The 22,261-nt window shown below is 42.8% G+C and carries 15 protein-coding genes; 11 read left to right on the forward strand and 4 right to left on the reverse strand.

Going from position 1 to position 22,261, the window contains the following annotated elements:
- The first annotated feature begins 96 nt into the window (after positions 1-96).
- The 11 genes from AC1DRQ_RS01030 (at position 97) to AC1DRQ_RS01080 (ending at position 17,359) form a co-directional block, all read left to right on the forward strand.
- Entirely contained in the window at positions 97-855 is a 759-nt protein-coding gene (locus AC1DRQ_RS01030; protein ID WP_477421765.1) for a hypothetical protein, read from the forward strand.
- Between the two features lie 278 nt (positions 856-1,133).
- Positions 1,134-1,592, forward strand: a complete 459-nt coding sequence (locus AC1DRQ_RS01035) for a hypothetical protein (protein WP_477421767.1) — start codon at positions 1,134-1,136, stop codon at positions 1,590-1,592.
- Positions 1,593-1,890: 298 nt separating this feature from the next.
- Positions 1,891-2,100 (forward strand): DUF2683 family protein, encoded by a 210-nt coding sequence (locus AC1DRQ_RS01040; RefSeq protein ID WP_477421769.1) that lies wholly within the window; start codon positions 1,891-1,893, stop codon positions 2,098-2,100.
- Positions 2,097-2,390: a type II toxin-antitoxin system RelE/ParE family toxin gene (locus AC1DRQ_RS01045; RefSeq protein ID WP_477421770.1), complete on the forward strand. Its 294-nt coding sequence runs from the start codon at positions 2,097-2,099 to the stop codon at positions 2,388-2,390. Before AC1DRQ_RS01040 ends, AC1DRQ_RS01045 begins: the two co-directional genes overlap by 4 nt.
- Before the next feature lie 159 nt (positions 2,391-2,549).
- Positions 2,550-3,152: an RNA polymerase sigma factor gene (locus AC1DRQ_RS01050; RefSeq protein ID WP_477421772.1), complete on the forward strand. Its 603-nt coding sequence runs from the start codon at positions 2,550-2,552 to the stop codon at positions 3,150-3,152.
- A gap of 73 nt (positions 3,153-3,225) precedes the next feature.
- Positions 3,226-4,407, forward strand: coding sequence for a FecR family protein (locus AC1DRQ_RS01055; RefSeq protein ID WP_477421774.1), 1,182 nt, complete (start codon positions 3,226-3,228; stop codon positions 4,405-4,407).
- Between the two features lie 306 nt (positions 4,408-4,713).
- Positions 4,714-7,950, forward strand: a complete 3,237-nt coding sequence (locus tag AC1DRQ_RS01060; RefSeq protein ID WP_477421776.1) for a TonB-dependent receptor — start codon at positions 4,714-4,716, stop codon at positions 7,948-7,950.
- A gap of 24 nt (positions 7,951-7,974) precedes the next feature.
- Complete coding sequence (locus AC1DRQ_RS01065; RefSeq protein WP_477421778.1) at positions 7,975-9,591, forward strand: RagB/SusD family nutrient uptake outer membrane protein; 1,617 nt, start codon at positions 7,975-7,977, stop codon at positions 9,589-9,591.
- A gap of 146 nt (positions 9,592-9,737) precedes the next feature.
- Positions 9,738-11,951, forward strand: coding sequence for an alpha-N-acetylglucosaminidase (locus tag AC1DRQ_RS01070; protein WP_477421780.1), 2,214 nt, complete (start codon positions 9,738-9,740; stop codon positions 11,949-11,951).
- A complete protein-coding gene (locus tag AC1DRQ_RS01075) occupies positions 11,951-13,123 on the forward strand; it encodes an acyltransferase family protein (protein ID WP_477421782.1) in 1,173 nt (390 codons plus the stop codon). Before AC1DRQ_RS01070 ends, AC1DRQ_RS01075 begins: the two co-directional genes overlap by 1 nt.
- Positions 13,124-13,702: 579 nt before the next feature.
- Positions 13,703-17,359: an ABC transporter permease gene (locus tag AC1DRQ_RS01080; protein ID WP_477421783.1), complete on the forward strand. Its 3,657-nt coding sequence runs from the start codon at positions 13,703-13,705 to the stop codon at positions 17,357-17,359.
- A 730-nt stretch (positions 17,360-18,089) separates the two neighbouring features.
- On the opposite strand, the gene AC1DRQ_RS01085 is transcribed toward AC1DRQ_RS01080, so the two are convergent.
- From AC1DRQ_RS01085 to AC1DRQ_RS01100, 4 genes are all read right to left on the reverse strand, one after another.
- Positions 18,090-19,022: an alpha/beta fold hydrolase gene (locus AC1DRQ_RS01085; protein ID WP_477421785.1), complete on the reverse strand. Its 933-nt coding sequence runs from the start codon at positions 19,020-19,022 to the stop codon at positions 18,090-18,092.
- Positions 19,023-19,281: 259 nt separating this feature from the next.
- Positions 19,282-19,929, reverse strand: a complete 648-nt coding sequence (locus AC1DRQ_RS01090; RefSeq protein ID WP_477421787.1) for a LuxR C-terminal-related transcriptional regulator — start codon at positions 19,927-19,929, stop codon at positions 19,282-19,284.
- A 654-nt stretch (positions 19,930-20,583) separates the two neighbouring features.
- Positions 20,584-20,874: a putative quinol monooxygenase gene (locus AC1DRQ_RS01095; protein WP_477421789.1), complete on the reverse strand. Its 291-nt coding sequence runs from the start codon at positions 20,872-20,874 to the stop codon at positions 20,584-20,586.
- 448 nt (positions 20,875-21,322) lie between these two features.
- Positions 21,323-22,135: an SDR family oxidoreductase gene (locus AC1DRQ_RS01100; protein WP_477421791.1), complete on the reverse strand. Its 813-nt coding sequence runs from the start codon at positions 22,133-22,135 to the stop codon at positions 21,323-21,325.
- Positions 22,136-22,261: the final 126 nt, after the last annotated feature.

Raw genomic sequence — 22,261 nt, forward strand, 5'->3', positions numbered from 1 at the left:
CAATTGAAATTTAGCGACCAACTACAATTTTGCTTCAGATTACCACGATAGTTTTAAGGCGAATGCGATTTGCATATGTTTTAAAACCGAATATCAATGAAATATCTATGCTTGCTGGTCCTTGTGTTTTTTTCCCTGAAACTTAAAGCGCAGGACAATTATGAGATCCAGGTTTATGGTTCTGAAACAGTGGAAAAGGGTAAAACCATGGTTGAACTGCACAGTAACTTTACCCTAAATGGAAGTAAACCTGTCACTAATGGTGAGCTTCCGACAAACCATGTGGAACATGAAACGATGGAGATAACCCATGGCTGGACTACCTGGTTCGAAACCGGCTTCTATTTTTTTAATTCCATAGGCGATGCCGGCCGCTCAGCCTATGTAGGCTCTCATATTCGGCCAAGGGTTGCCGCACCACAGCGTTGGAACTGGCCTGTGGGTGTAAGTGTTTCAACCGAATTTGGCTTTCAGAAAAGTGCATTTTCAGCCAATACAAGCACGCTGGAAATTAGGCCTATAATAGATAAAAAATGGAATAAATTATATATTTCTGTTAACCCGACCCTGGAGAAAAGCTTTAAAGGGCCGGATGAGAACAGGGGATTTACCTTTTCACCTAATATTAAAAGCAGTTATGACGTAACTAAAGTTGTTGCCCTCGGATTAGAATATTATGGCAGTACCGGTCCCTTTTTTCACTATGACGCTTTCAAACAGCAGGACCATCAATTATTTGCAGCGACTGATCTGAATTTTGATCCTAAATGGGAGTTTAATGGTGGCGTAGGATACGGTTTTACGCAAAACGCTGATAAGGCTATCATTAAAATTATTATAGGGAGGAGATTTTAGCGAAACATAGGCTACGACCGTTTTACAAAAACAAAAAAAGTTGGGGCATTTGAATTGCAAAGTAAAAGTGTCGGCTTTTTGATAAAGATGGGTTTTGCTGATAAGCTTCCCCTTTTGATTCTATAGTAGAATGCGGAAATGAAGGATAGGGGTATTGCGCTGAAGAAAGCCGTGGTATTTGTTTGAGAGAAATATTCGATGTGTTGTTTTAATTAATGATATAAATCATTTCCTGTGGAGAAATAGTATTGGCCTTTATGATATTAAACGCTAATATCATGGAAAATTTAAACAAAATCACTGACTTTTCGGTAAAACATTTTATCGGAGACGAAAATGCAAAGTATTTAAAAAAAAGCAAAGGTTTAAAATCGCCTGGAGTCTCTTATAAAACGAATATCCCGGTGATGATTCTTTGTGCCGTAATACTCTCCTTCGGCTGCCGGAAAGACAGCATCAGAGAATCTGTAAATAGCACCCCGGCAAAAAAATATCCGGTTCATTTTTCGGCAGGATTTTCCGGCACGGAAACGGAATTTAAAGCTCAGAAAAGGATTACACAAGCATTGTCGGCCCGGGCATTAAAAAATCAGATTTACTACCTGTCATATTATGTAACCAGGCCGGAACAGCCTAATGTAGTGCTCAAAAGAATTGATCAAAGGTATACTGATGTATCCTATACTTTAAAAATAACGGCCATTATCTATCGAATTAATCTTCTGGGTATTAACTAATTTAAAAGTTTGTTTTCTATTTATTTAATAATAATTAAAAGACTTGCTCCGCATAAATATTCACCTTACACCTGCTGTTTTGTTTTCGCAAATCATCACCCAATATATTTTTCGGTAGTACCGAAAAGCTCCTGATTTAACCCTGCCCAATAGCTTCCATGTTGTTCAAAACAGGAAATATTAATGTCCGGGATGCGGATTATTCAAATAATGGATATGCGGCATCCCATTATACAAAATACAAGTAAGTCGTATGGATATTTCAATAATTCATCCTTAAATTAGTATTTTTGTGTATATGGAATCCATTTTAATACATCCTGTGAGTGCCGAACAGCTTAAAACAGTCAAGGCTGTACTGAAGGCATTGAACGTTCAGTTCGAGCCGCAAACGACCAGCTTGCCGCCGCATGTCACTAAAAGTATTGAAAAAAGCATCGGGCAATATGAAGAAGGCCAAACCATTTCCATTCAGCAATTTAAAGAAAAACATTTTTCAAAAAAATGAGCTTTGACATCAGGTTCACGCCCGAGGCCGAAGAGACATTTGATGCCGTTGTCTCCCAGCTTCGCGGGCGGTGGGGTGACCGTTTTGTAACAAAATTTGAGGATAAGGTGTCTAAAAGTTTTGAAATCATCTCCGAGACACCTTACATCTATCCTGTTTTTGAAGAAAATACCGGTATCAGAAGATGTATTCTGCATAAAAACTGTTCCCTGCTATACAAGATATATGAAAATACGATCCTGATCGTATGCTTTTGGGATAACCGTCAGGACCCATTGGTCACCTCCTGACCTAATGGGCTTTTATAGTTATTCCGACCGCAAACTTTTCAATGTTTCTACCCTTATTCGTAAGACAGTTCACTTTGTAAAATTTTTGTTGTAATTCTTCCCAATAAACTTAACGGTATGATAAAATTTATATAATTTTAAATTCAATTAATTTTCACATTGAGTATTCGCCCCCTTCATAATGAAAATGAAATTCTGAACAAAGTAGCTTCAGGAGATGTGAGGGCATTTACCTGTCTTTTCGATGCCCATTATAAACATCTTGGCCAATATGTTTTCCGGCTTACAGAATCTAAAGAGGCGGCTGACGAAATCGTTCAGGACGTTTTTGTAAAAATCTGGGCAAGGAGGGAGGACCTCATCTTTGTCGACAGCTTTATCAATTATCTTTTTATTATAACACGGAACAGCGCCTATCGGTTTCTAAAGGAAAAAGCAACAGCGCATATCAGGCAGCAGGAATGGGAAAATCAATATAAGGAAGAACATTATCTGCCTGACCATGTCAGCTCCGAAGAGCATTTTTGCCGGATGATAGATCAACTGGTGGAAAAACTGCCTCCCCAGCAAAAAAAAGTTTATGAATTAGGCCGAATCGGGAATTTAAAGCATATTGAAATTGCCCAAATGCTGGGTATTTCACCTGAAACAGTGAAGAAACATATGATGGCTGCCAATAAATTTATAAAAAAGGGTATTTCCGAGAAAAATGACATTGCTTTTCTTTTGTTTATTATGGCATCTGCCTGTTTTTTGAAATAAATTTAATTTTTTTTTGATATGACTACCCCTTTTTGATTTTTTTTGACTCTTTAGTGGTAAGAGAGTCAAAGAAATGTCTGAAAGATTACGTTATCTGTTCCATCAATATTTTAATAAAACCGAAACACCGGAAGAGCGCGACGAATTGATGCAGTTCATCAATGAGCCGGGTTCAGAAAAGATCGTTCACGCGCTGATGGAGGAGGCATATCAATTACACCAGTCCGAAGAAGATCCTTTCCCGGCCGGAGCCCGCGAAAAAATGCTGGAAGCTGCATTAGCCGGCGATGCCACCGACCATGCTGATACAAATATTATCCCTATAAGAAAACGGTTTAAACTCATCTATGCTGCTGCCGCCCTATTGGTTTTAGCACTGTCATTTGGCATATATCAATACCGCCTGCAAAAAAGCGAGGAGAACCTGGCTGCAAATAAAGTACACCAGGATGTCAAACCTGGTGGTAATAAAGCGATCTTAACGCTTGCTAGCGGCGCAAAAATTGTACTTAACAGTGCACAAAATGGGAAGCTTGTGCAACAAGGTAATACAGCCGTGGTTAAGCTTGCTAACGGCAGCCTGGCTTACGTGCCCGGAAACCCGGCCGCCGGGGCTTCGCTCATGAACACCATGTCAACGCCAAGAGGTGGGCAGTACAGGCTGCAATTGCCGGATGGAACGGCAGTTATGCTTAACGCCGAATCTTCTATTTCTTATCCTACAGCATTTACCGGCAAATCAAGAAATGTAACCATCACCGGCGAAGCTTATTTTGAGGTGGCTAAAAATAAACGAATGCCTTTTATCGTAAGCTTTGGAGATCAAAAGGTAGAAGTACTGGGAACACATTTTAATATCCGCGCTTATCGTGAGCAGCCCGGTAAGACAACGCTTTTAGAGGGTTCCGTTAAAATATCCACCGGTAATGAGAAGCAATTATTGGTGCCGGGGCAACAGGCACTTTATGATACCAACGCCCAAAAATTTGATATAAAAGCGGTTGATACCGAAGATATTATATCGTGGAAAAACGGTTTGTTCCTTTTTGATAACTCGGACCTGGACCAGGTAATGCTGGAGTTAAAACGATGGTATGATATAGATGTGGTGTACAAAGGGCCCAGGCCGGTTCTGAATTTTACAGGTCTGGTCAAAAAGAATGTTCCATTGTCCAAAACACTCAGGATGCTTGAAACAACCGGTGGTATCAAATTTACTATCGCCGATGATAAAGTGGTCGTGGAAAAAAAATAATTAAAACTTAATCTTTCATCTAATCTCAACGTATGGATAAATAAAAACTTACCCTCTCAGTGGTGTTCCATAAAAAGGCCCTCCCGGTTCCAGCCGGAAAGGCCAAATGCCTGGATCAACCCAAATTTCAATTTCGATACTGATTTAAACTTAACCCAAACATTCAAATGTATGAAACTACTCTTGCATTCTAAAATTCCTGTGCCCCTTCGGTACAGTGAGTTGGATTACCAACAAAACAGAAAATATTTTAAACTGATCCTAAGGACGATGAAAATCACGGGCTTACTAGTTTTCTTATTCACAATGCAGCTGAGTGCCCATACCATGGCACAAAAAGTGAGCATTAATATGCAAAACAGGGAGTTGAAATCCGTTCTGAAAGAGCTGCATAAGCGCACCGGCTACCTGTTTATCTTTAATAACACGGTGATGCGCAAAGCCAGGCCGGTAACGATCAATGTGTCGAATACGGAACTCAGCCAGGTGCTGCTCCAGATATTTAAAGATCAGCCTTTAACCTTTGAACTGGATGATAATACCATTATTATCAAAGATCTCGATGTGCAGAAACAGGAGGATAAGAACGTGGAAACCGCTGTAGTTCCTAAAAAGATAACAGGGAAAGTTACGGACAATAAAGGTAATGCTATTCCCGGTGTAACGGTTCAGATCAAGGGGAGTCAGGTAGCCGTATCCACCATTGCTGATGGTTCATTTACGATCAATGCCACTAAGGGAGATGTTTTACAGTTTCGCTTCCTGGGCTTCGAAACCCAGGAGATCCTGGTGGATGATCAGGCATCATTAAATATCACCCTGGTTGAAGCAGCAAAAGGATTAAGCGAGGTTGTCGTGATCGGTTATGGTAATGCGACGAGGGCAACTTTGACCAGTGCGGTATCGACCGTAAATAATAAAGATCTTAATAAAGGCGCAATTACAGACGTCGGCCAATTGCTGCAGGGTAAAGTTCCGGGCCTGAACATTACCGCCAGTGGAGATCCAAACAAGCCGGCTGCAGTCGTACTGCGGGGGGCATCTACGATCAACAGCTCCCAGGGGCCATTTTATGTAGTGGATGGCGTTCCAGGTGTTGATATTGCCAATATAGCACCGGATGATATCGCCACGATAGACGTGCTGAAGGACGCCGCAGCTACAGCCATATATGGTAACCGCGCAGCAAATGGCGTTATTATGGTAACCACCAAGAAAGGTAAAAAAGGACAGCTTGCTATCGCTTACAATGGCTACGTCGGTGCAGAAAAAGTAGCTAACCAGCTCAAAATGATGAATGCTGACGAATTAAGGAGCTTCCTGAAAACAAATAACCAGTCCCTTTCTTCAGCCGACGATAAGGGCGCCAATACCGACTGGCAAAAAGCTATTGAACGGAAAACCGCTATATCACATAACCATAACCTGTCGTTTAGCGGTGCCACGGATCACAGCAGTTATTATGCAAGCGTGAACTACGTTAAAAAAGACGGTATTATTTTAAACACCGGTTTGGAACGTGTTATTGGTCGTTTGGCATTAACCCAGAGCGCGTTTGATGACAAACTGAAATTCAGCTTATCGGTAACCAATTCCAACAGTAATGCGCAGGACGTGCCCTATCGAAATGTGATTTTACTGCAATCTGCACTTTTCCTGCCCGTATCGCCTGCAAAAAATGCTGATGGTACTTATTTTGAAAATCCAACCACGCAAAATTATTTCAACCCTGTCGGCATGCTGAATAACAGCGTCAGCAATACCAAATATAATAACCTGGTGGCCGGGTTCAATACCCAGTTGAAATTACCTTTCGGTTTAACCTATAACTTAAATTTATCTTATCTCAATACAACTGCCTTACACGGCGAATTTTATACCTCTTACTTTACTTCCCATTATAATGGTTTATATGATAACCCTGAGCCTGGCCTGGGATACCACACGCAACAGACCTTCGGCGCAAACGGTCAAGCTACCAGAAGTTCACTGCAGACGGTAAATAAGATCATTGAGACCTTTTTTAACTGGGATAAAAAAATCGGTGAACATTCTATTAACGCCGTATTGGGATATTCCTGGCAGAACAATACGATAGGCGATGGCTTTCAGGCGACAACTACCAATTTTCCGGTAGATAACATCGGCTACAATAATTTCGCGCTTTCTAATCCCTATGCCATCTCCGGTTTCCAGGTTAATTTTGGTGCCGATGGCGTATTTCAGGAAACCAGGCTTATTTCCGATTTCGCCCGCCTGAACTATAACTATGGCGAAAAATACCTTTTACAGGCCTCTGTGCGGAGGGATGGAAGTTCAGTTTTCGGCATCGCGCATCAATGGGGATATTTCCCATCAGTAGGTGCGGCATGGCGCCTGAGCCAGGAGAATTTCCTGAAGGACAATCCAGCTATCAATGATCTGAAACTACGCGCCAGCTATGGGATAACCGGTAACTCCTCGGGTTTCAATGCTTATACCGCGCAGGCCATTTCCGGCAGTCTGGGTACTTTTTACAGCAACGGAAATTATATAGGTGCGCTGGGTCCAACGCAGGCGGCTAACGCGAATTTGCAATGGGAAAAGACTTCCACCGCTAACCTTGGCCTAGACTTTGAACTGTTTAAAGGAAAAGTAACCGGCGCCATTGATGTTTATAATAAAAAAACGACGGGAATGATCTTCTCGTACGCTGTTGATCCGATCCTAGTGCCGACGGGGACAATCGTGGCCAATGGCGGCAGCATGACCAACAAAGGCATCGAATTGATCATCAATACGACTCCTGTAAGGAACGCTAATTTCAGGTGGTCAACCTCGCTGAACCTTGCCCATAATAAAAATGTGATCAACAGCTTATCGAACCCGCTGTTTTCGGGAGGTGATTCCGTATTGTATTCATTTCCCGAAGGGCTTGGCCAGTCCAGCCACTCGCTACAGATCCTGAAATCAGGCAAGCCGCTGGGACAGTTCTTCTCTTTGCAATATGCCGGGAAAAATGCTCAGGGCGTATCCCAATTTCTCGATGCCAGTGGCAAATTAACGACAGCCCCGACTATTGGTACGGACTATCGTTACCTGGGTAGCCCTCAACCGCAATTGCTTGTGGGCTGGTCGAATGACTTTCATTATAAAAACTTTGATTTGAATATTTTTTTCAGGGGCGTTTTTGGCAATAAGATATTTGATGCGACACGGGCCGACCTTTTCAGGCCAAATACGGCGCAGTATACCAATATCCTTAAAGATGCCGCCGGTGAATCTTCCGCCGATTACAATGCTTATTTGTATTCCTCGCGCTTCGTGGAGAGCGGAAGCTATTTACGCCTGGATAATGCTACGCTGGCATACAATTTCAAGCTGAACAGTAAATACCTAAAAACTTTCAGGGTATACGCGTCCGGCAATAACATTTTTATTATAACCAAATACAAAGGCGTCGATCCTGAAATAAACCAGGGCGGTATTTCGCCCGGCGTGGATTATAATAACTTTTATCCAAAAACCAGGACCATCTTAATAGGAGCTAACGTGTCTTTTTAAGTTAACCAGTTAAAAGAAATCATCATGAAAAAAATATTAAGAAGCATTAGTTTTAGTGCTGCATTCATTCTCTGTTTTGCATCTTGTCAAAAAGTATCGGTACCCATCAAAACAGAGTTGACGTCTGACGTTTTTCCGCAAAATCCGGTACAGTATGCGCAGGCTGCGGGCCCTGTTTATGTGGCATTGCGGGGCAATATCTCGGTAGAGCACTTTTTTATGCAGTCTGCTACCACTGACGAAGTGATCTTCCCCGCCTTCGGAGGAAACTGGTATAACGGCGGAGAATTCCAGCAATTGCATTATCATACCTGGACAAAAGACCATCCAGGTGTCAGCGGGGAATGGGCCTGGACTTCAACCATCATCGGCTTAGCTAACCAAACCCTCGCCACGCTGCAATCCGCAGAGCCCGAAGGAGCAGCCAAGCAGCAGGACCTGGCGGAGCTAAGAATGATCAGGGCCCTGGCATATTTTTATCAAATGGATAGTTTCGGAAATGTTCCTATCGTTTCGGTAGCCGGGGACTACTCAGCGCATCCAAACAAGACCAGGGCAGAGGTTTTTAATTTTATCGAGGCGGAAATTAAAGGGGCCATTCCTTCCCTGAGCAGTACAACCGGTCAAACTACCTACGGGAAACCAACCAAATACATGGCTTATGCCCTGCTTGCTAAAATGTACCTGAATGCCGAGTATTATACGGGAACCAAAAGGTATGACGATTGTATCAGCGCTTGTGATAATGTAATCAATTCAAATGCTTATCATCTCGAGCCGCGGAGCAGCTACCTGAAAATGTTTTACCCGGATAATGGTCCGCAAACCGCAGAATTTATCTTTGCGATACCATTCGATCCGGCTGCAGCAAATACATTGCCGTTCAGAAGCCAAAACCTACATCAGCGTTATGATTTGCCAAGGCGATTGGTGTCAAAATACAAAGTGAATTTTACACCCGATGCGGCAATCAGTACACTGCCTGCTTACTATGCCAATTTCGATGATCCGAATGACATCCGGAACAAACAGTGGTTGACGGGTTTACAGTATCAAAACGACGGCAAAACACCGGTAACCTATACCACCACGAATCAAAGTTATGATCAGTTTTACAAGGGCAGTGATCCGGGGGGGGCTATTACTTATCAGGTAAACCTGACACCCAATATTGTTTTAAGGCAGGATGTAGGCACTTTTGACGTGGGCAATGATGAGATCGGCTGGAATATGGGGTATCATAATATCAAGTTCTATCCGGACTCTACGTCTTTGAACCGGAACATGAAAAATGACATACCGGTATTCCGGTATTCGGACATCCTGCTGATGAAGGCAGAGGCGATTTTGAGAGGCGGCTCAGTGACACTGGGGCAATCTGCGCTTACTTTAGTGAACCTATTACGTGCGCAACGCACGACATCTGCCGCCTGGACAACTGTTACCCTGGACATGCTTTACGCGGAACGCTGCAGGGAGTTTGCCTGGGAATCATGGCACAGGAATGATATGATCAGGTTTGGAAAATACGAAACCTCATGGGGTTTCAAAACCGACGCCAATCCAAATCATCGGATTTTTCCGATACCGACCGCTGCAATGCAGTTAAACAAGGCGCTTATTCAAAATCCTGGTTATTGATTGTTCGTTTGATTGAAAGGCGGCGGAGTTACTCCGTCGCTTTATTTCACATTCATAAGATCAAAGTTAAATTGTTGCAAGACATTCAGCCTGCCGATAAAACGCAGGCATATCATAACAATTCAACGACCCAAAACATGAATTAAATGACTGGTAAAACAAAGGTTTTCATTTATATATTGTTGTGCGGCATGTTTGTTGCAACAACCAAGGTCAGGGCGCAGTTGCATGTACCACCTTCTTATGCTTTAATTAAACGGGTGGTGCCCGGTTACGCAAAAAATTTTATTGTTCAACCGCTCGCTGAAAGTGAAGCCCGGGACGTTTTTGAAGTAGAAGGGCATAAGGGTAAAATCATATTAAGGGGCAATAACGGCATAGCGGTGGCATCGGCTTTATATTATTACCTCACCGAATATGCGCATTGCCAGATCACCTGGAACGGAACTAACCTTAATTTACCTGCGCGTTTGCCTGTACCAGCCAAAAAGATCCATAAAACTACCCCTTACCAGTACAGGTATTACCTTAACTATTGTACCTATAGCTATAGCATGAGCTGGTGGGACTGGAAGCGATGGGAAAAGGAAATTGACTGGATGGCCCTTCACGGTATCAATATGCCGCTGGCCATAACCGGACAGGAGTACGTATGGGATAAAGTTTATAAAGGCATGGGGTTTAGTAATAAAGACATGCAGGGCTTTTTTACCGGCCCCGCCTATTTTGGCTGGTTTTATATGGGCAATATAGATAAATGGGACGGTCCGCTGCCCGCAAGCTGGATAACCGGTCATAAGGATCTGCAGGTTAGAATATTGCAGCGCGAGCGTGAGCTGGGGATAAAACCGGTACTTCCTGCATTTACAGGTCATGTTCCTGCATCATTTAAAACGCATTTTCCCAATGCTAAACTCAAACAAACCAACTGGAACAATGGCTTTGCCGATACTTATATCCTTGATTCGGAAGATCCTTTATTTGCAGAAATAGGTAAGAAATTCATACAGGAGCAAACCAAGGTTTATGGTACCGATCATTTGTATTCTGCCGATACTTTTAATGAGAACGAGCCGCCCTCAAATGATCCTAAATTTCTGTCAGAACTAAGTGCAAGAGTATTAGACGGTATGAAAGGGGCTGATCCAAAAGCTGTTTGGGTAATGCAGGGCTGGTTATTTTTTAGCGACCGTAAATTCTGGCAAAACGAACAGATCAAAGCGTTGCTGAATGCGGTGCCAGATGATCATATGATCGTGCTTGACCTCAATACCGATTATGAACCTATATGGAAACGAACCGAGGCGTTTTACGGCAAACCCTGGATCTGGAACATGTTGCATAATTATGGTGGTAACAACAATTTATTTGGTAGGATAGAGGCCGTAGCAACGCAGCCGGCACAGGCCCTTAATGATCCAAAATCGGGGCGTATGGTGGGTATTGGCTTAACGATGGAGGCTATTGAGCAAACCCCGGTGCTTTATGAATTGATGACGCAAAATACCTGGCAAAAGAAACCCATTGATCTTGATCAATGGCTTCCGGAGTACTTATTTAACCGTTATGGGGTGAAAAGCCAGGATGCATTGGATGCCTGGCAAACACTCAGGACTACCGTTTTTAATGGCAAGGATATCCGTGACGGAGCCGAGTCGATCATCACCGGTCGGCCAACGCTTGATTCGGCTGCCGTATGGACACGTACCCGATTAAACTATAACCGCAAAGACCTGCTGCCTGCCTGGGACAAAATGATTGCCGCCATACCCGCATGCAAACAAAGCAGTGGTTTTAATTATGACCTGGTTGATGTAACCCGGCAGGTACTGGCTAACTATGGCAGACCGCTGCAGTTAAAATGGATTAAAGCATATCATGATAAAGATGATAAAGCTTTTGACAAGTATACTACTGAATACCTTAACCTGATAACCGATATGGATAAGCTGTTGGCCACCCGCAAAGATTTTATGCTTGGCCCCTGGATAGCCGATGCCCGTAGCTGGGGAACAACCTCCGGTGAAAAAGCACTTTTCGAAAAAAATGCCCGTAACCTGGTAACACTTTGGGGCGATGCGGATAGTCCGCTGCATGAATACTCCTGTAGGCAATGGAGCGGTTTGCTTAATCATTTTTACAAGGTACGCTGGCAAAAATTCTTTGAGTTACTGAATGGATCAATAGAAACAGGTAAAGAGCCGGACTTTAAGCTGTTTGACAAATCAATAAGCAACTGGGAATGGCAATGGGTTAATTCATCCAAAACTTACCCTGTTGCTCCTGCCGGCAGCAGCACAGTTGTTGCGCAACAGTTATATGAAAAATACAGAGCAAACATGGGTAACGATCTTAAATAATGGATACATCAATAGCTAAACCTGGAAATACTGTTACCAAGCCTACACGGTTATTATCGTTAGATGCACTTCGTGGTTTTGATATGTTTTGGATCATGAGTGGGGAAGGTGTAGTGCATGCCCTTGCTAAGGCAACTGGTTGGCCGCTCATGGTATGGATGTCGGGACAACTGCATCATACAGAATGGAACGGGATAACCTTTTATGATATGATCTTTCCGTTGTTTTTGTTTATCGCAGGGGTTTCCATGCCTTATTCAATGGGCGGTAAAGCCGGTAAGTATGGAGTAGCTTACCCACACCTTTTACCATCCGCCCCTAAGCGGAAGATTTATGGTTCTATGATCAGGCGTACCATTATCCTGCTTTTTTTAGGGGTAGTTGTTAACGGCTTGTTTAAGTTTAACGGGTTGGAGAATACCCGGTTTGCAAGTGTACTGGGACGTATCGGGCTTGCCTGGTTCTTCGCGGGCGTTATTTACCTTAATTTTAACGTGCGGGGGCAGGTATTATGGTTCGGTATTTTATTGCTGGGCTATTGGGCCCTAATGGAACTGATCCCCGTGCCTGGTTACGGGGCAGGGGTGTTAACGATGAATGGCAGCCTGGAATCCTACATCGACCGTTTGTTACTTCCTGGCAGGCTGCATGATAAAGTGCATGACCCAGAAGGCATATTATCCACTATTCCTGCTATTGGTACCGCCGTGTTAGGCATCTTTACAGGACAGTTCCTGAAGCTTGAATCTGCAAAATGGCCGATGTGGAAAAAGGGGGGCTGTTTATTTGGAGCCGGTGTTTTACTTATCGGAGTAGGCTTACTATGGAATATTGCTTTCCCTATTAATAAACGTTTATGGACGAGCTCATTTGTGTTGCTTGTAGGCGGGTGGAGCCTGGTTTTCCTATCAGTATTTTACCTGGTGATAGATGTTGCCGGGTACAGGAAGTGGGCGTTTCCTTTTGTGTTGATCGGGGTAAACTCGGTAGTGATCTATCTTGCAGCTGAAGGGATGATCGATTTCCAGCATACAGCCAATTTTTTCTTCGGAGGGATTATTGGTCATCTGGCTCAAAACTGGCAACCGGTATGGGTGGCTATATCCATTCTTATTGTACAGCTTACCTTGTTGTACTTTTTATACCGCAATAAGATTTTCCTCAAAATTTAGTACCATCGCTCATAGCTAAATTCAAAGTCAGTTACCTATCGTGGATTGCTATTCGTCAAACCTAGTCATCTGAATAAAAGTTTTTGTATGCCGAATCTCATAAGAGCGAGTATAATAGATAATATTGAATCATATCTAAACATCGGAAATGCATGGCAGAATATGGCGTTTTATTTAACAGGTGGTCTTTTATTTTGGATCGTACTTTTACAGCATATTTCGTCGCCCATAGCTTAATATTTATTTACACAATCTATATCTTTTTAAAGATAATTATTACATCATCGTGCTGCCAAACTGTAGTACAATTTCCCGTTCCAATGGCATCCTTTTCGGGCCGGGCTCGCTATATCTGCTTCGCAGGATTCCGTTGCTATCCCATGATGGTGAAAAAAGAACTACAACATCAAACAAATATTGAACATAGAAAACATTAATTTCATCCAACTCCATGGAATATGCTAATAGCGGACATGGAGACGTTCGCTTTCGGTACAAGTAACTTATGCTGTTAAATGGTAATTTCCTATATATCAATTAGTTAAAAATTTGGAACAACGTTTGGGATACTAATAATACTTGAATTCATATATATTTCATATCGACATTTATGACCTGGCCTTTCTGGGGCTGATTTTTATCGGGTTTACTTTTGCGCTGCAATTAGGATTCGCTAAAAAAGCAGACCGGGCTGCAAACCGGTTTTTAAGTTCGGCCTTGGGTCTGGCCTTGTTGGGGCTGGTATGGGTACTCTTAAGGGACGCAGGTCTGGATTATTATTTCCCCCGCTGGAACTGGTTACCTTTAAACTTTTCACTGGCGATCGGCCCGTTGATATTTTTTTATGTCTTAAAAATTACCCGTCCGCAATATCAATTCCGCTTGAAGGATCTGTTGCATTTCGGCCCTGCACTATTGGAATTGGGTGCCCTGATATTACAGATCAATGAAAGCAGGAACACGGGAAAACCCACCTACGATACGCTGATCTTTCAGCAATGGAATCCATTACTTCAAATACTGGTATTTTTTTCGGTTACTATTTACTTGTATTTGTGCCGGAAACTGATCGAAAGCCATTATCATAGGATGGAATTTATAGCGGGTGACCGCTTTCGGCATGAATTCCAATGGCTGGATCGCCTGCTGAAATATTTTGTTCTGATATGGCTGCTATGGATACCTTTTACCGCAGTGGATTATTTTTATTACCATAATCATTTGGGTGCACGCTCCTTTTACCCATTGTATCTCCTAAACGCAGTCATTTTCATCAGGATTACGATCATGATTTATTTGAGGCCGGAAGTTAGCAGGCTGGTGGAAAGAGCTCCGCTTCAGCATGTATTGATTCCGGCTGAACTGAAGCACAGAAGCGCCTGGTTGAAAAATATGATGAAAGCCAACCTCTATTACGAGGACCCTGAGCTGAGCTTAAGTTCTTTAGCCGACAAACTTAAACTGCATCCGCATGAACTTTCGCGGATCATCAATACAGCCCTTAAAAAAAACTTTAATGACTTTATCAACGAATACCGGGTTCAGGCAGCGGTCCGAAAAATGCAGGACCCCGCACTTGATCATTTAACACTTCTGGGAATCGCGTATGACTCGGGCTTTAACTCCCAAAGCACATTTACACGGATTTTTAAGAACGTGACTGGCAAAACACCTCTGGAATACAAAAATAACCTGAAAAAAGACTGCCCAACTTATCATTTGGGCAGTCGCGACCGGTTTGTGCCGTTAATTTTGAAGCATGAACCTCCTACCAAGTGGTCACATGACAAAGTAAAGCGCAACCATATGTTTAAAAATTATTTCAAAATCGCCTGGCGCAACCTGATGCGCAATAAAAGCTATGCTACGATCAATATTACTGGCCTGGCCATAGGTATCGCCGCCTGCCTGCTCATATTCCTGGTGGTTCAGTTTGAAACAAGCTTTGACAGCTACCATACTAATAAAGACGGGATATATCGTATTGTGACGGTAAACAGCGGTCCGGATGGAACGCATGCCGGTGGCGGGACGCCTTTACCACTCACCGATGGGTTGAAGCTTGATTTCCCACAAATAAAGCAGTTCGCCAATATCATGAAAAATGACGGATCACACTACGCTGTGGGTGAGGGGCGCAATGGGGGGGCATTGAAGAAATTTAAAGAGGATCTGGCCTATTACGCCGATCCTGGATTCTTCCAGGTTTTTGATTTTAAGTGGCTGGCGGGAGATAAACATACCGCTTTGGCAGAACCCAACACCATGGTATTATCCCGCGATGAAGCTGATAAATTTTTTGGCGATTGGCATAGCGCGATGGGAAAAATAGTGCGATACGAAAACAAGCGCGATTTTAAAGTAACGGGGATCTTTGAGAATACCCCGGTCAATACTGATTTCCCTATGAAACTTGCGCTTTCCTGGGTCACACTTATCGAAAAAGGCGGAGATCTTGGCGGCAATGCACAGGATTGGATAAGTACTTTTGGCGACCGGAATTGCTATATCATTTTGCCTCCGCAGGTAAACGAAAAACAATTTAACACCGACCTTGCCGCGTTTGCAAAAAAGCATGTGCCCGCGCCGTACAATAAAGGTAGGATCTTTCAATTACAGGCGTTGAAAGAGATGCATTATAACACAGAAACAGGTTTGTACAGCGGGCACCCGTTCAGTAAGCAATTGATTAGTGTAATTAGTTTGATCGGTTTATTCCTGCTGATCATAGCCTGCGTTAACTTTATCAACCTGGCTACTGCTCAGGCTGTAAATCGTTCGAAAGAAGTAGGTATACGCAAAGTTCTGGGCAGCAACCGCTATCAATTGGTGCTGCAATTTATCAGCGAAACTTTGATTATTACCTTTTTTGCGCTTGTACTCGCTGCTGTGATCTCCATGGTGGCTTTACCGATGTTGAATAACCTGCTCGAGATACAGCTGAGCGGAAATTTCCTGGCTGATCCAATGGTGCTCTTGTTTTTAGCGGGAGTGCTCATTGGTGTAACCTTTTTGGCCGGGTTTTATCCGGCGCTTGTGCTATCTGGATTTAACCCGATAGCGGCATTGAGGAATAAGATCAACGCCGGACGCACGAGCGGGGTATCATTGCGCAGGGTATTGGTGGTTGCACAGTTCTGCATAGCGCAGTTTTTGGTGATCGGCACGCTGGTATTGGTCTACCAGATGAATTATTTTGGAAGCAAATCACTCGGGTTTAATAAAGAGGCTGTGATTACTGTTCCTTTTCCCGGGGATAGCACTAGCAGAACAAGGGTGAACGCATTGAAAGATCAGCTTTTAAAGCAAACGGGAATAAAAGACGTAAGCGTTAGCCTGTACGGTCCGTCGGATAACGGCGGCTGGTTCAGTGATTTTAAATTCAATAATTCGCCCAAACAGGTCGACTTTGCCGCCTGCCTGAAATGGGCCGACGCTGACTATTTCAGCTTATACGATATTCAATTTTTAGCCGGTGGTCCATATAAGAAAACGGATACCGTATCAGGTTATGTTGTTAATGAAACGCTGATACATAAGCTTGGTATCACCGACCCCAGGCAAGCCATAGGCAAATACATTATGCTTTGGGATGACAAGAAATTAAACGCCCGGATTACGGGTGTGGTAAAAGACTACAATGTGGCCTCACTTCGTAATGCGATCCCGCCTGTATTGATGGGCCCCTGGAAGGGGCAGTATGCAAAGTTGAATATCAAAATCGAGCCCCGGAACGTGAAGCAAACCCTTGCAAATATTGAAAACCTATGGAATAAAACTTTCCCGGAAGGTATCTATGAGTATCAATTCCTTGATAAGACAATCGCCAATTTTTACAGGAACGAAGACAAACTGTCCACGCTTTATAAAATTTTTGCCGGTATAGCGATATTCATTTCGTGCCTTGGCCTATATGGTCTTGTATCGTTCATGGCTTTACAACGCACTAAAGAAGTAGGCATACGTAAAACATTAGGAGCCTCTGTAGGGCATATTGTGTACCTTTTTTCCAAAGAATTTACCGTACTTATCGTCATCGCATTCGCCATATCAGCCCCGATCGGCTACTACTTCATGCATCAATGGCTACAGGACTTCACCTATAGGATTACCATTGGCCCGGACATATTTATCGTAGCGATATTGGCGTCAATTGTTATTGCCTGGACGAGCGTAGGCTACAAAGCTGTTAAAGCGGCACTGGCTAACCCGGTAAAGAGTTTGAGAAGCGAATAAAATATCTATACGGCATGCCAATCAACTGTTGGATATTCTTTGCGGGCGGGACAGATTTCGTAGTGAGCGCATTAACAACGATTGATTTCAAAGCATTAGGCGCATCCCGTGATAATCTGTTAAAAGCTTAAAAAGTGACTAAAAGTCGTTTGAAAATTCTCTTTACCGCATACCTTAACAATCAAATTGCGCGCCGGGATTTCATGGAATTAATGGCTTACATAGCTCAACCTTCATCGGATGACGAATTGTACGAATTAATGTTGGCGGAATGGAGAAAAATTGACGACCGTTTAAACCGAACGATTTTAAACTGGGAACACGGATGATACTAAAAAGTAGCAGATCATAAATATCTACGAAGTATCCGAGAGAGGCGATGATAATCGCGGCAAAAGGAAACTTATTTGATTCGGTGGTGTATATGGTATTGGTGTACATGGTTTTATTTTAAGCGGAAAAAAGACTGGTTATCGATTTTACAATGGGGTCTCCTTTTGGCATTGCTAACTCATACGTTAGCGACTTCAATGTCGGATCGCTACAGGATTGAAAATTTTTACATCGTCTTCCGCAAATAAATTATTAATATGAAAGGCGCGGGGCAAAAGGTTTCGTGAAGTTCTCGCCCCGTGCATATTTACTCACTGGAAAAATGGGATCTTGCGGCATGATGAAAAATTTAACCTCGTCAAATCCATCGTCGTAATCACGTGCTATTTGCTAGTGATTATGAGCCTGGGGTCAGGTGCTCTTTAAGCCACGCTTCACAAGCGGCATTGAATGCATCCGGTTGTTCGATCCAGGGGCAATGGCCTGCATTATTAAAAATAGCTATGCTGGCGTTGGGTAGCCGCTGATAAATGCGTACGGCCTGGGAAATCGGATCGCAAACCACGTCGTCGTCCCCGGCAAGTACCAGAACAGGCACGGAAATTTTATGAAGTTGAGGCAAAAGGTTTTCACCGAATAGCTCGGCTTTACCCGTATAGTCCCATACCTGATCATTCAGCAGGTAATTGGAAGGGAACATTTTCATTTTTGATGGATCATGGAAATAGAATTCAAATGTTTGGGAAAGATCTTCTTCTAAGGTCCTTTTCGTAGTGTCGATACCCAGCACCATATTTGCCTTTTTCCAGGTGAAGTAGGGTTTTTCGGAACGTTTTTGCATTTGTTTATGAGCTTCTGCCAGGTAGGTACTATCAGCCGCTGCCAGCGCATCTATCGCGATGATGCCGTTCAGGTTCCCAGTGTAATATATTCCATATCGCAGTACCTGGAAGCCTCCGCCGGAATGCCCGGCAATCCAGACTTTCTGCTGGCCGAGGAATGTTCTAAGGGCATCCATATCTTCACTGAAGTATTTTCCGGTGTATTTGCTATAATCATCCGGTCCGCTTGATTTTCCTGTATGACGTGTATCATAACATACCACTGTAAAATGTTTCTTAAGCACGGTGATTGGCCTCATGTAATCCACTGAAATGCCCCAGCCGGGTGAAGGAATAAGACATACAGGGCCGCTTCCTTCGACGTAGTAATGCATGGTTATACCGTTGACTTTTGCAAAGTGCTCGCCCGCGACTAATTTGTTTTGTGCTTTTGCGATCTGGCTGCACATCAAAAATGCGAGACTGAAATAAATAATAATTGTTTTCATTTTGGAATTGGTGTTATATAAAAAATTCATAATTATGAGCTGATAATAAAATTCAGAGGGTTGTCGATTGGCTAAACTGATATAAATGAAATTTGGGAATGACTTGACCTGAAAATGGCAGCAGCACAGGAGGACTGTTAGAAATTGGATGTTTCTCATGGTGATATAAGCATGTTCAATTAAGTATTAAACGGATACAGCAAGCCTACCCGCACCGCAATGGTTGGAACGATTCAGGCACGTTCGCAAATAGTATGCCCTACACAATATGATGATGCAAAGCATTAGCAACCAGATTGGTAAGGGAGGTTGCATTAAGTTTTTGAGATAGGTTCTTGATGTGGCTCCGAACGGTTTCGTAGCTGATGTTCAGTTCATAAGAAATCATCTTGTAACTCTTGCCTTGTACAAGCTCGCGAAGGACCTCTTTCTCGCGCGGGGAAATTTTGTGATCGGCTTCCGGTATTTTTGCTTTCAGCCGGTGTTGGTGCTGGATCTGGCTAAGCACGCTTCGGGAAATTTTAGGGCTCATCGGCGAGCCGCCTCTTTTGAGTTCCTGTAGGGATCTTTTTAAACAACAGGCCAGCTGGCTTTTCAATAAATAGCCTTTTGCTCCGGCTATGATAGAATTAAACACACGACGGTCGTCGTCCACATCGGTTTGGATCAGAATGGGAATATGCGGAAAGTTATGGCTAAGCGATGTTACTGCCGCTATGCTGCAAATCCCCGGTGTTTCGATTTCCATCAGAATGATATCGGGCTGTGTGGAAATTACATCGTCAACACAGGTTGAGGTATTGTCAAAAGCTGCCACCACCTGAAAGGCCTGATTTTCGTTTAAAATTCTGGTGATCTTGTCGGTCGTTTCTGTATTGTTGTCAAATATGATAATTCGGGTAGTCATTTTTATATTTTATGAGCGTATATACTGAAATAGTTATGGCGATCTCCTGCTAATGCCGCTCGATAGGCAGATGTGGATGCTTGCGTTATGCACTATTACTGGTGAAACTGCTGCTGATCTTTTTAATTTTTCAAAATTTTTATTTGATCAGTTTCTCATTAACACGACGCTGCCGTACTTTAACCTTAGGGATGGTTTCAATTGGGCAACGTGACCGTTTTGCAGACGGTCAAACACAAATGTTCGTCATAAGTATTTAGGCCGCAAAAGTAATTATCACACAGGAAGGTCGTATATCAGATTTTTGTCGCGAAATTTTATTTTTCTGATAGATATTTTGTACATGCTTAATCGTATGAACAACTATAAACTATTGCGGCCGTTGCGTTCATCTTGCTTTTTTAAAATAAAACGGCCAGCGCGTGTCCCATGGTGAAAAAAATTGTATATGGATTCGCTTTATATTAATTTCAATAATATCCTATACCCGATACAGCAAGGGAAGTGAAAATCGTACAGAAATGGGGGATTCTACAACCCTTCTGAACAGGAAACCTGTTCCCATACAGACAGGTCATACCGCAGAATTTGATGAAAGCCTTTAAAGCTAGATATTATTAGTTTGTGGGGTCGTGAGGCAAAATGATGACGAATTTACGCTATTTTTTCCGTTAGGTGCATGACAATGGAATGTTCGATCAGTGCTTCCGAAGCGTGGGTAAAGTTATCCACATACTCCTGTTGACGATGCATGTCAAACCACCATTGCTCCAGCCATTCCTCATTAATGATGAAAATATTTTCATTATCAACTGACTGATAAAGATCGTATTGCAAACAAGCTTTTTCATTTCTGGATTCATTGACCAAGTCTAATAAAAATGGCTTCAGGTCCGCCGCAAAGCCGGCTTTACTTTTAATTATTGCTGATACGTGAATACTCATGATGTCATTTGTTTGAGGAATTATTCCTGATCATCAGTTGGATAGGATTGTATATATATAAAATATACGAATTTAGGGTACTAATTGGATTAATCAAAATAACATGGCTGAAACCTCTATTATATTTATAATAATATTTTTTATATTTATAATAATACTCTTGATAAGCGGGAGAGACAGTTGAAATGTTGTTGCTGGCGTTACGGATGGGCGGACCTTAACGACCGTTGAGCGTTAAACCGGGTTGCGATCCGCTTTTGATTTAAAAGCCTAAAACGATAATGGAGCAGTCCAGACGGTAGAAGGAAGCCAATTAACTCACTCGCTGTATATGCGTAAATTTTTGTGATGTATTCTGGTAGAACTTCCTGCGAGGTTAAGGTCGATTTGAAATGAGTCGTTGATTATAATTTGCCGGGGGCGCCGTAAAACACAGCGCCCCGACAAATTAAATAGTATTTTCCCAGGCCTTTGCCTGACTATCCTTAAGCATATCCTCGACAAATTGAGGAAATACATTTCTGAATTTGCCGGTGTCAGCCGGGATGACTTTAATCATCACATCGATCATTTCCTGAGGAACTAACTTCCAGTCCGGCGAATCCAGCTGCTTTTCGATTTCGGCATGTAGCTCTGCTCGTTTGGTGAAATTTTTGTCATCATCGAGCCATCGAAACGCTGTTTCCAGCATAGTTTCATTGAAGCCGGTTGTAAATGCTCCCGGATTTATGGTTTGAATCTGGATGCCATATTTCCTGACTTCTTGCTGCAATGACTCAGCCAAGGCTTCCACAGCGTGCTTGGTAGAACAGTATGAACCAAAATGAGCAGGTAAAAATAATCCCCCCATGGAAGACAGAAAAACAACCTTTCCTTTCTTTTTTTCACTGATGAATTTCGCAATAAATTTTTGCGCCAGGTTCAACGGTGCAAAATAATTGGTTTCAAAATTTTTGTGAACCAATTCTATGGGCATTTCGAAGATGGGACCCGTCTCGCCTATACCTGCATTATTGACCAGGATATCAATATCCCATCTTAGCGAATTATTCACGTCGTATTGATCAAGGACATCCAATCTTTCAACCCGCAGGTTTTTTTCAAGACCAAGCTCTTTTGCCTTTTGGCGCAATGCAGTTGCCTGCGGATAGATATGTACGCCGGCGATAACTTGGTGACCTGCTTTAGCAAGCCCGATGGCTGTACCTTCTCCCAGTCCGGTACCTGCGCCTGTAATCAGAATTGTTTTACTGTTTGGCATGATATTTAAATTTATTAGTTAAAAAATAATGAATTTAGTTTTTCTCCTGAATCATCGTCGGCCCCAAGTTCCGGTGCCGGGAATTTTAAAATCCTCCCGGTGGAACCGTCCGGTCATCATAACCGA

Source organism: Mucilaginibacter sp. P4_E8, from assembly GCF_056401495.1.

What these genes read in the sequence shown, in the direction of transcription:
- AC1DRQ_RS01090 (WP_477421787.1), bottom strand. Translation starts at nt 19,929, where the DNA reads ATGACTACCCGAATTATCATATTTGACAACAATACAGAAACGACCGAC.
- AC1DRQ_RS01065 (WP_477421778.1), top strand. Translation starts at nt 7,975, where the DNA reads ATGAAAAAAATATTAAGAAGCATTAGTTTTAGTGCTGCATTCATTCTC.
- AC1DRQ_RS01070 (WP_477421780.1), top strand. Translation starts at nt 9,738, where the DNA reads ATGACTGGTAAAACAAAGGTTTTCATTTATATATTGTTGTGCGGCATG.
- AC1DRQ_RS01030 (WP_477421765.1), top strand. Translation starts at nt 97, where the DNA reads ATGAAATATCTATGCTTGCTGGTCCTTGTGTTTTTTTCCCTGAAACTT.
- AC1DRQ_RS01035 (WP_477421767.1), top strand. Translation starts at nt 1,134, where the DNA reads ATGGAAAATTTAAACAAAATCACTGACTTTTCGGTAAAACATTTTATC.
- AC1DRQ_RS01085 (WP_477421785.1), bottom strand. Translation starts at nt 19,022, where the DNA reads ATGAAAACAATTATTATTTATTTCAGTCTCGCATTTTTGATGTGCAGC.
- AC1DRQ_RS01100 (WP_477421791.1), bottom strand. Translation starts at nt 22,135, where the DNA reads ATGCCAAACAGTAAAACAATTCTGATTACAGGCGCAGGTACCGGACTG.
- AC1DRQ_RS01075 (WP_477421782.1), top strand. Translation starts at nt 11,951, where the DNA reads ATGGATACATCAATAGCTAAACCTGGAAATACTGTTACCAAGCCTACA.
- AC1DRQ_RS01060 (WP_477421776.1), top strand. Translation starts at nt 4,714, where the DNA reads ATGCAGCTGAGTGCCCATACCATGGCACAAAAAGTGAGCATTAATATG.
- AC1DRQ_RS01055 (WP_477421774.1), top strand. Translation starts at nt 3,226, where the DNA reads ATGTCTGAAAGATTACGTTATCTGTTCCATCAATATTTTAATAAAACC.
- AC1DRQ_RS01040 (WP_477421769.1), top strand. Translation starts at nt 1,891, where the DNA reads ATGGAATCCATTTTAATACATCCTGTGAGTGCCGAACAGCTTAAAACA.
- AC1DRQ_RS01045 (WP_477421770.1), top strand. Translation starts at nt 2,097, where the DNA reads ATGAGCTTTGACATCAGGTTCACGCCCGAGGCCGAAGAGACATTTGAT.
- AC1DRQ_RS01095 (WP_477421789.1), bottom strand. Translation starts at nt 20,874, where the DNA reads ATGAGTATTCACGTATCAGCAATAATTAAAAGTAAAGCCGGCTTTGCG.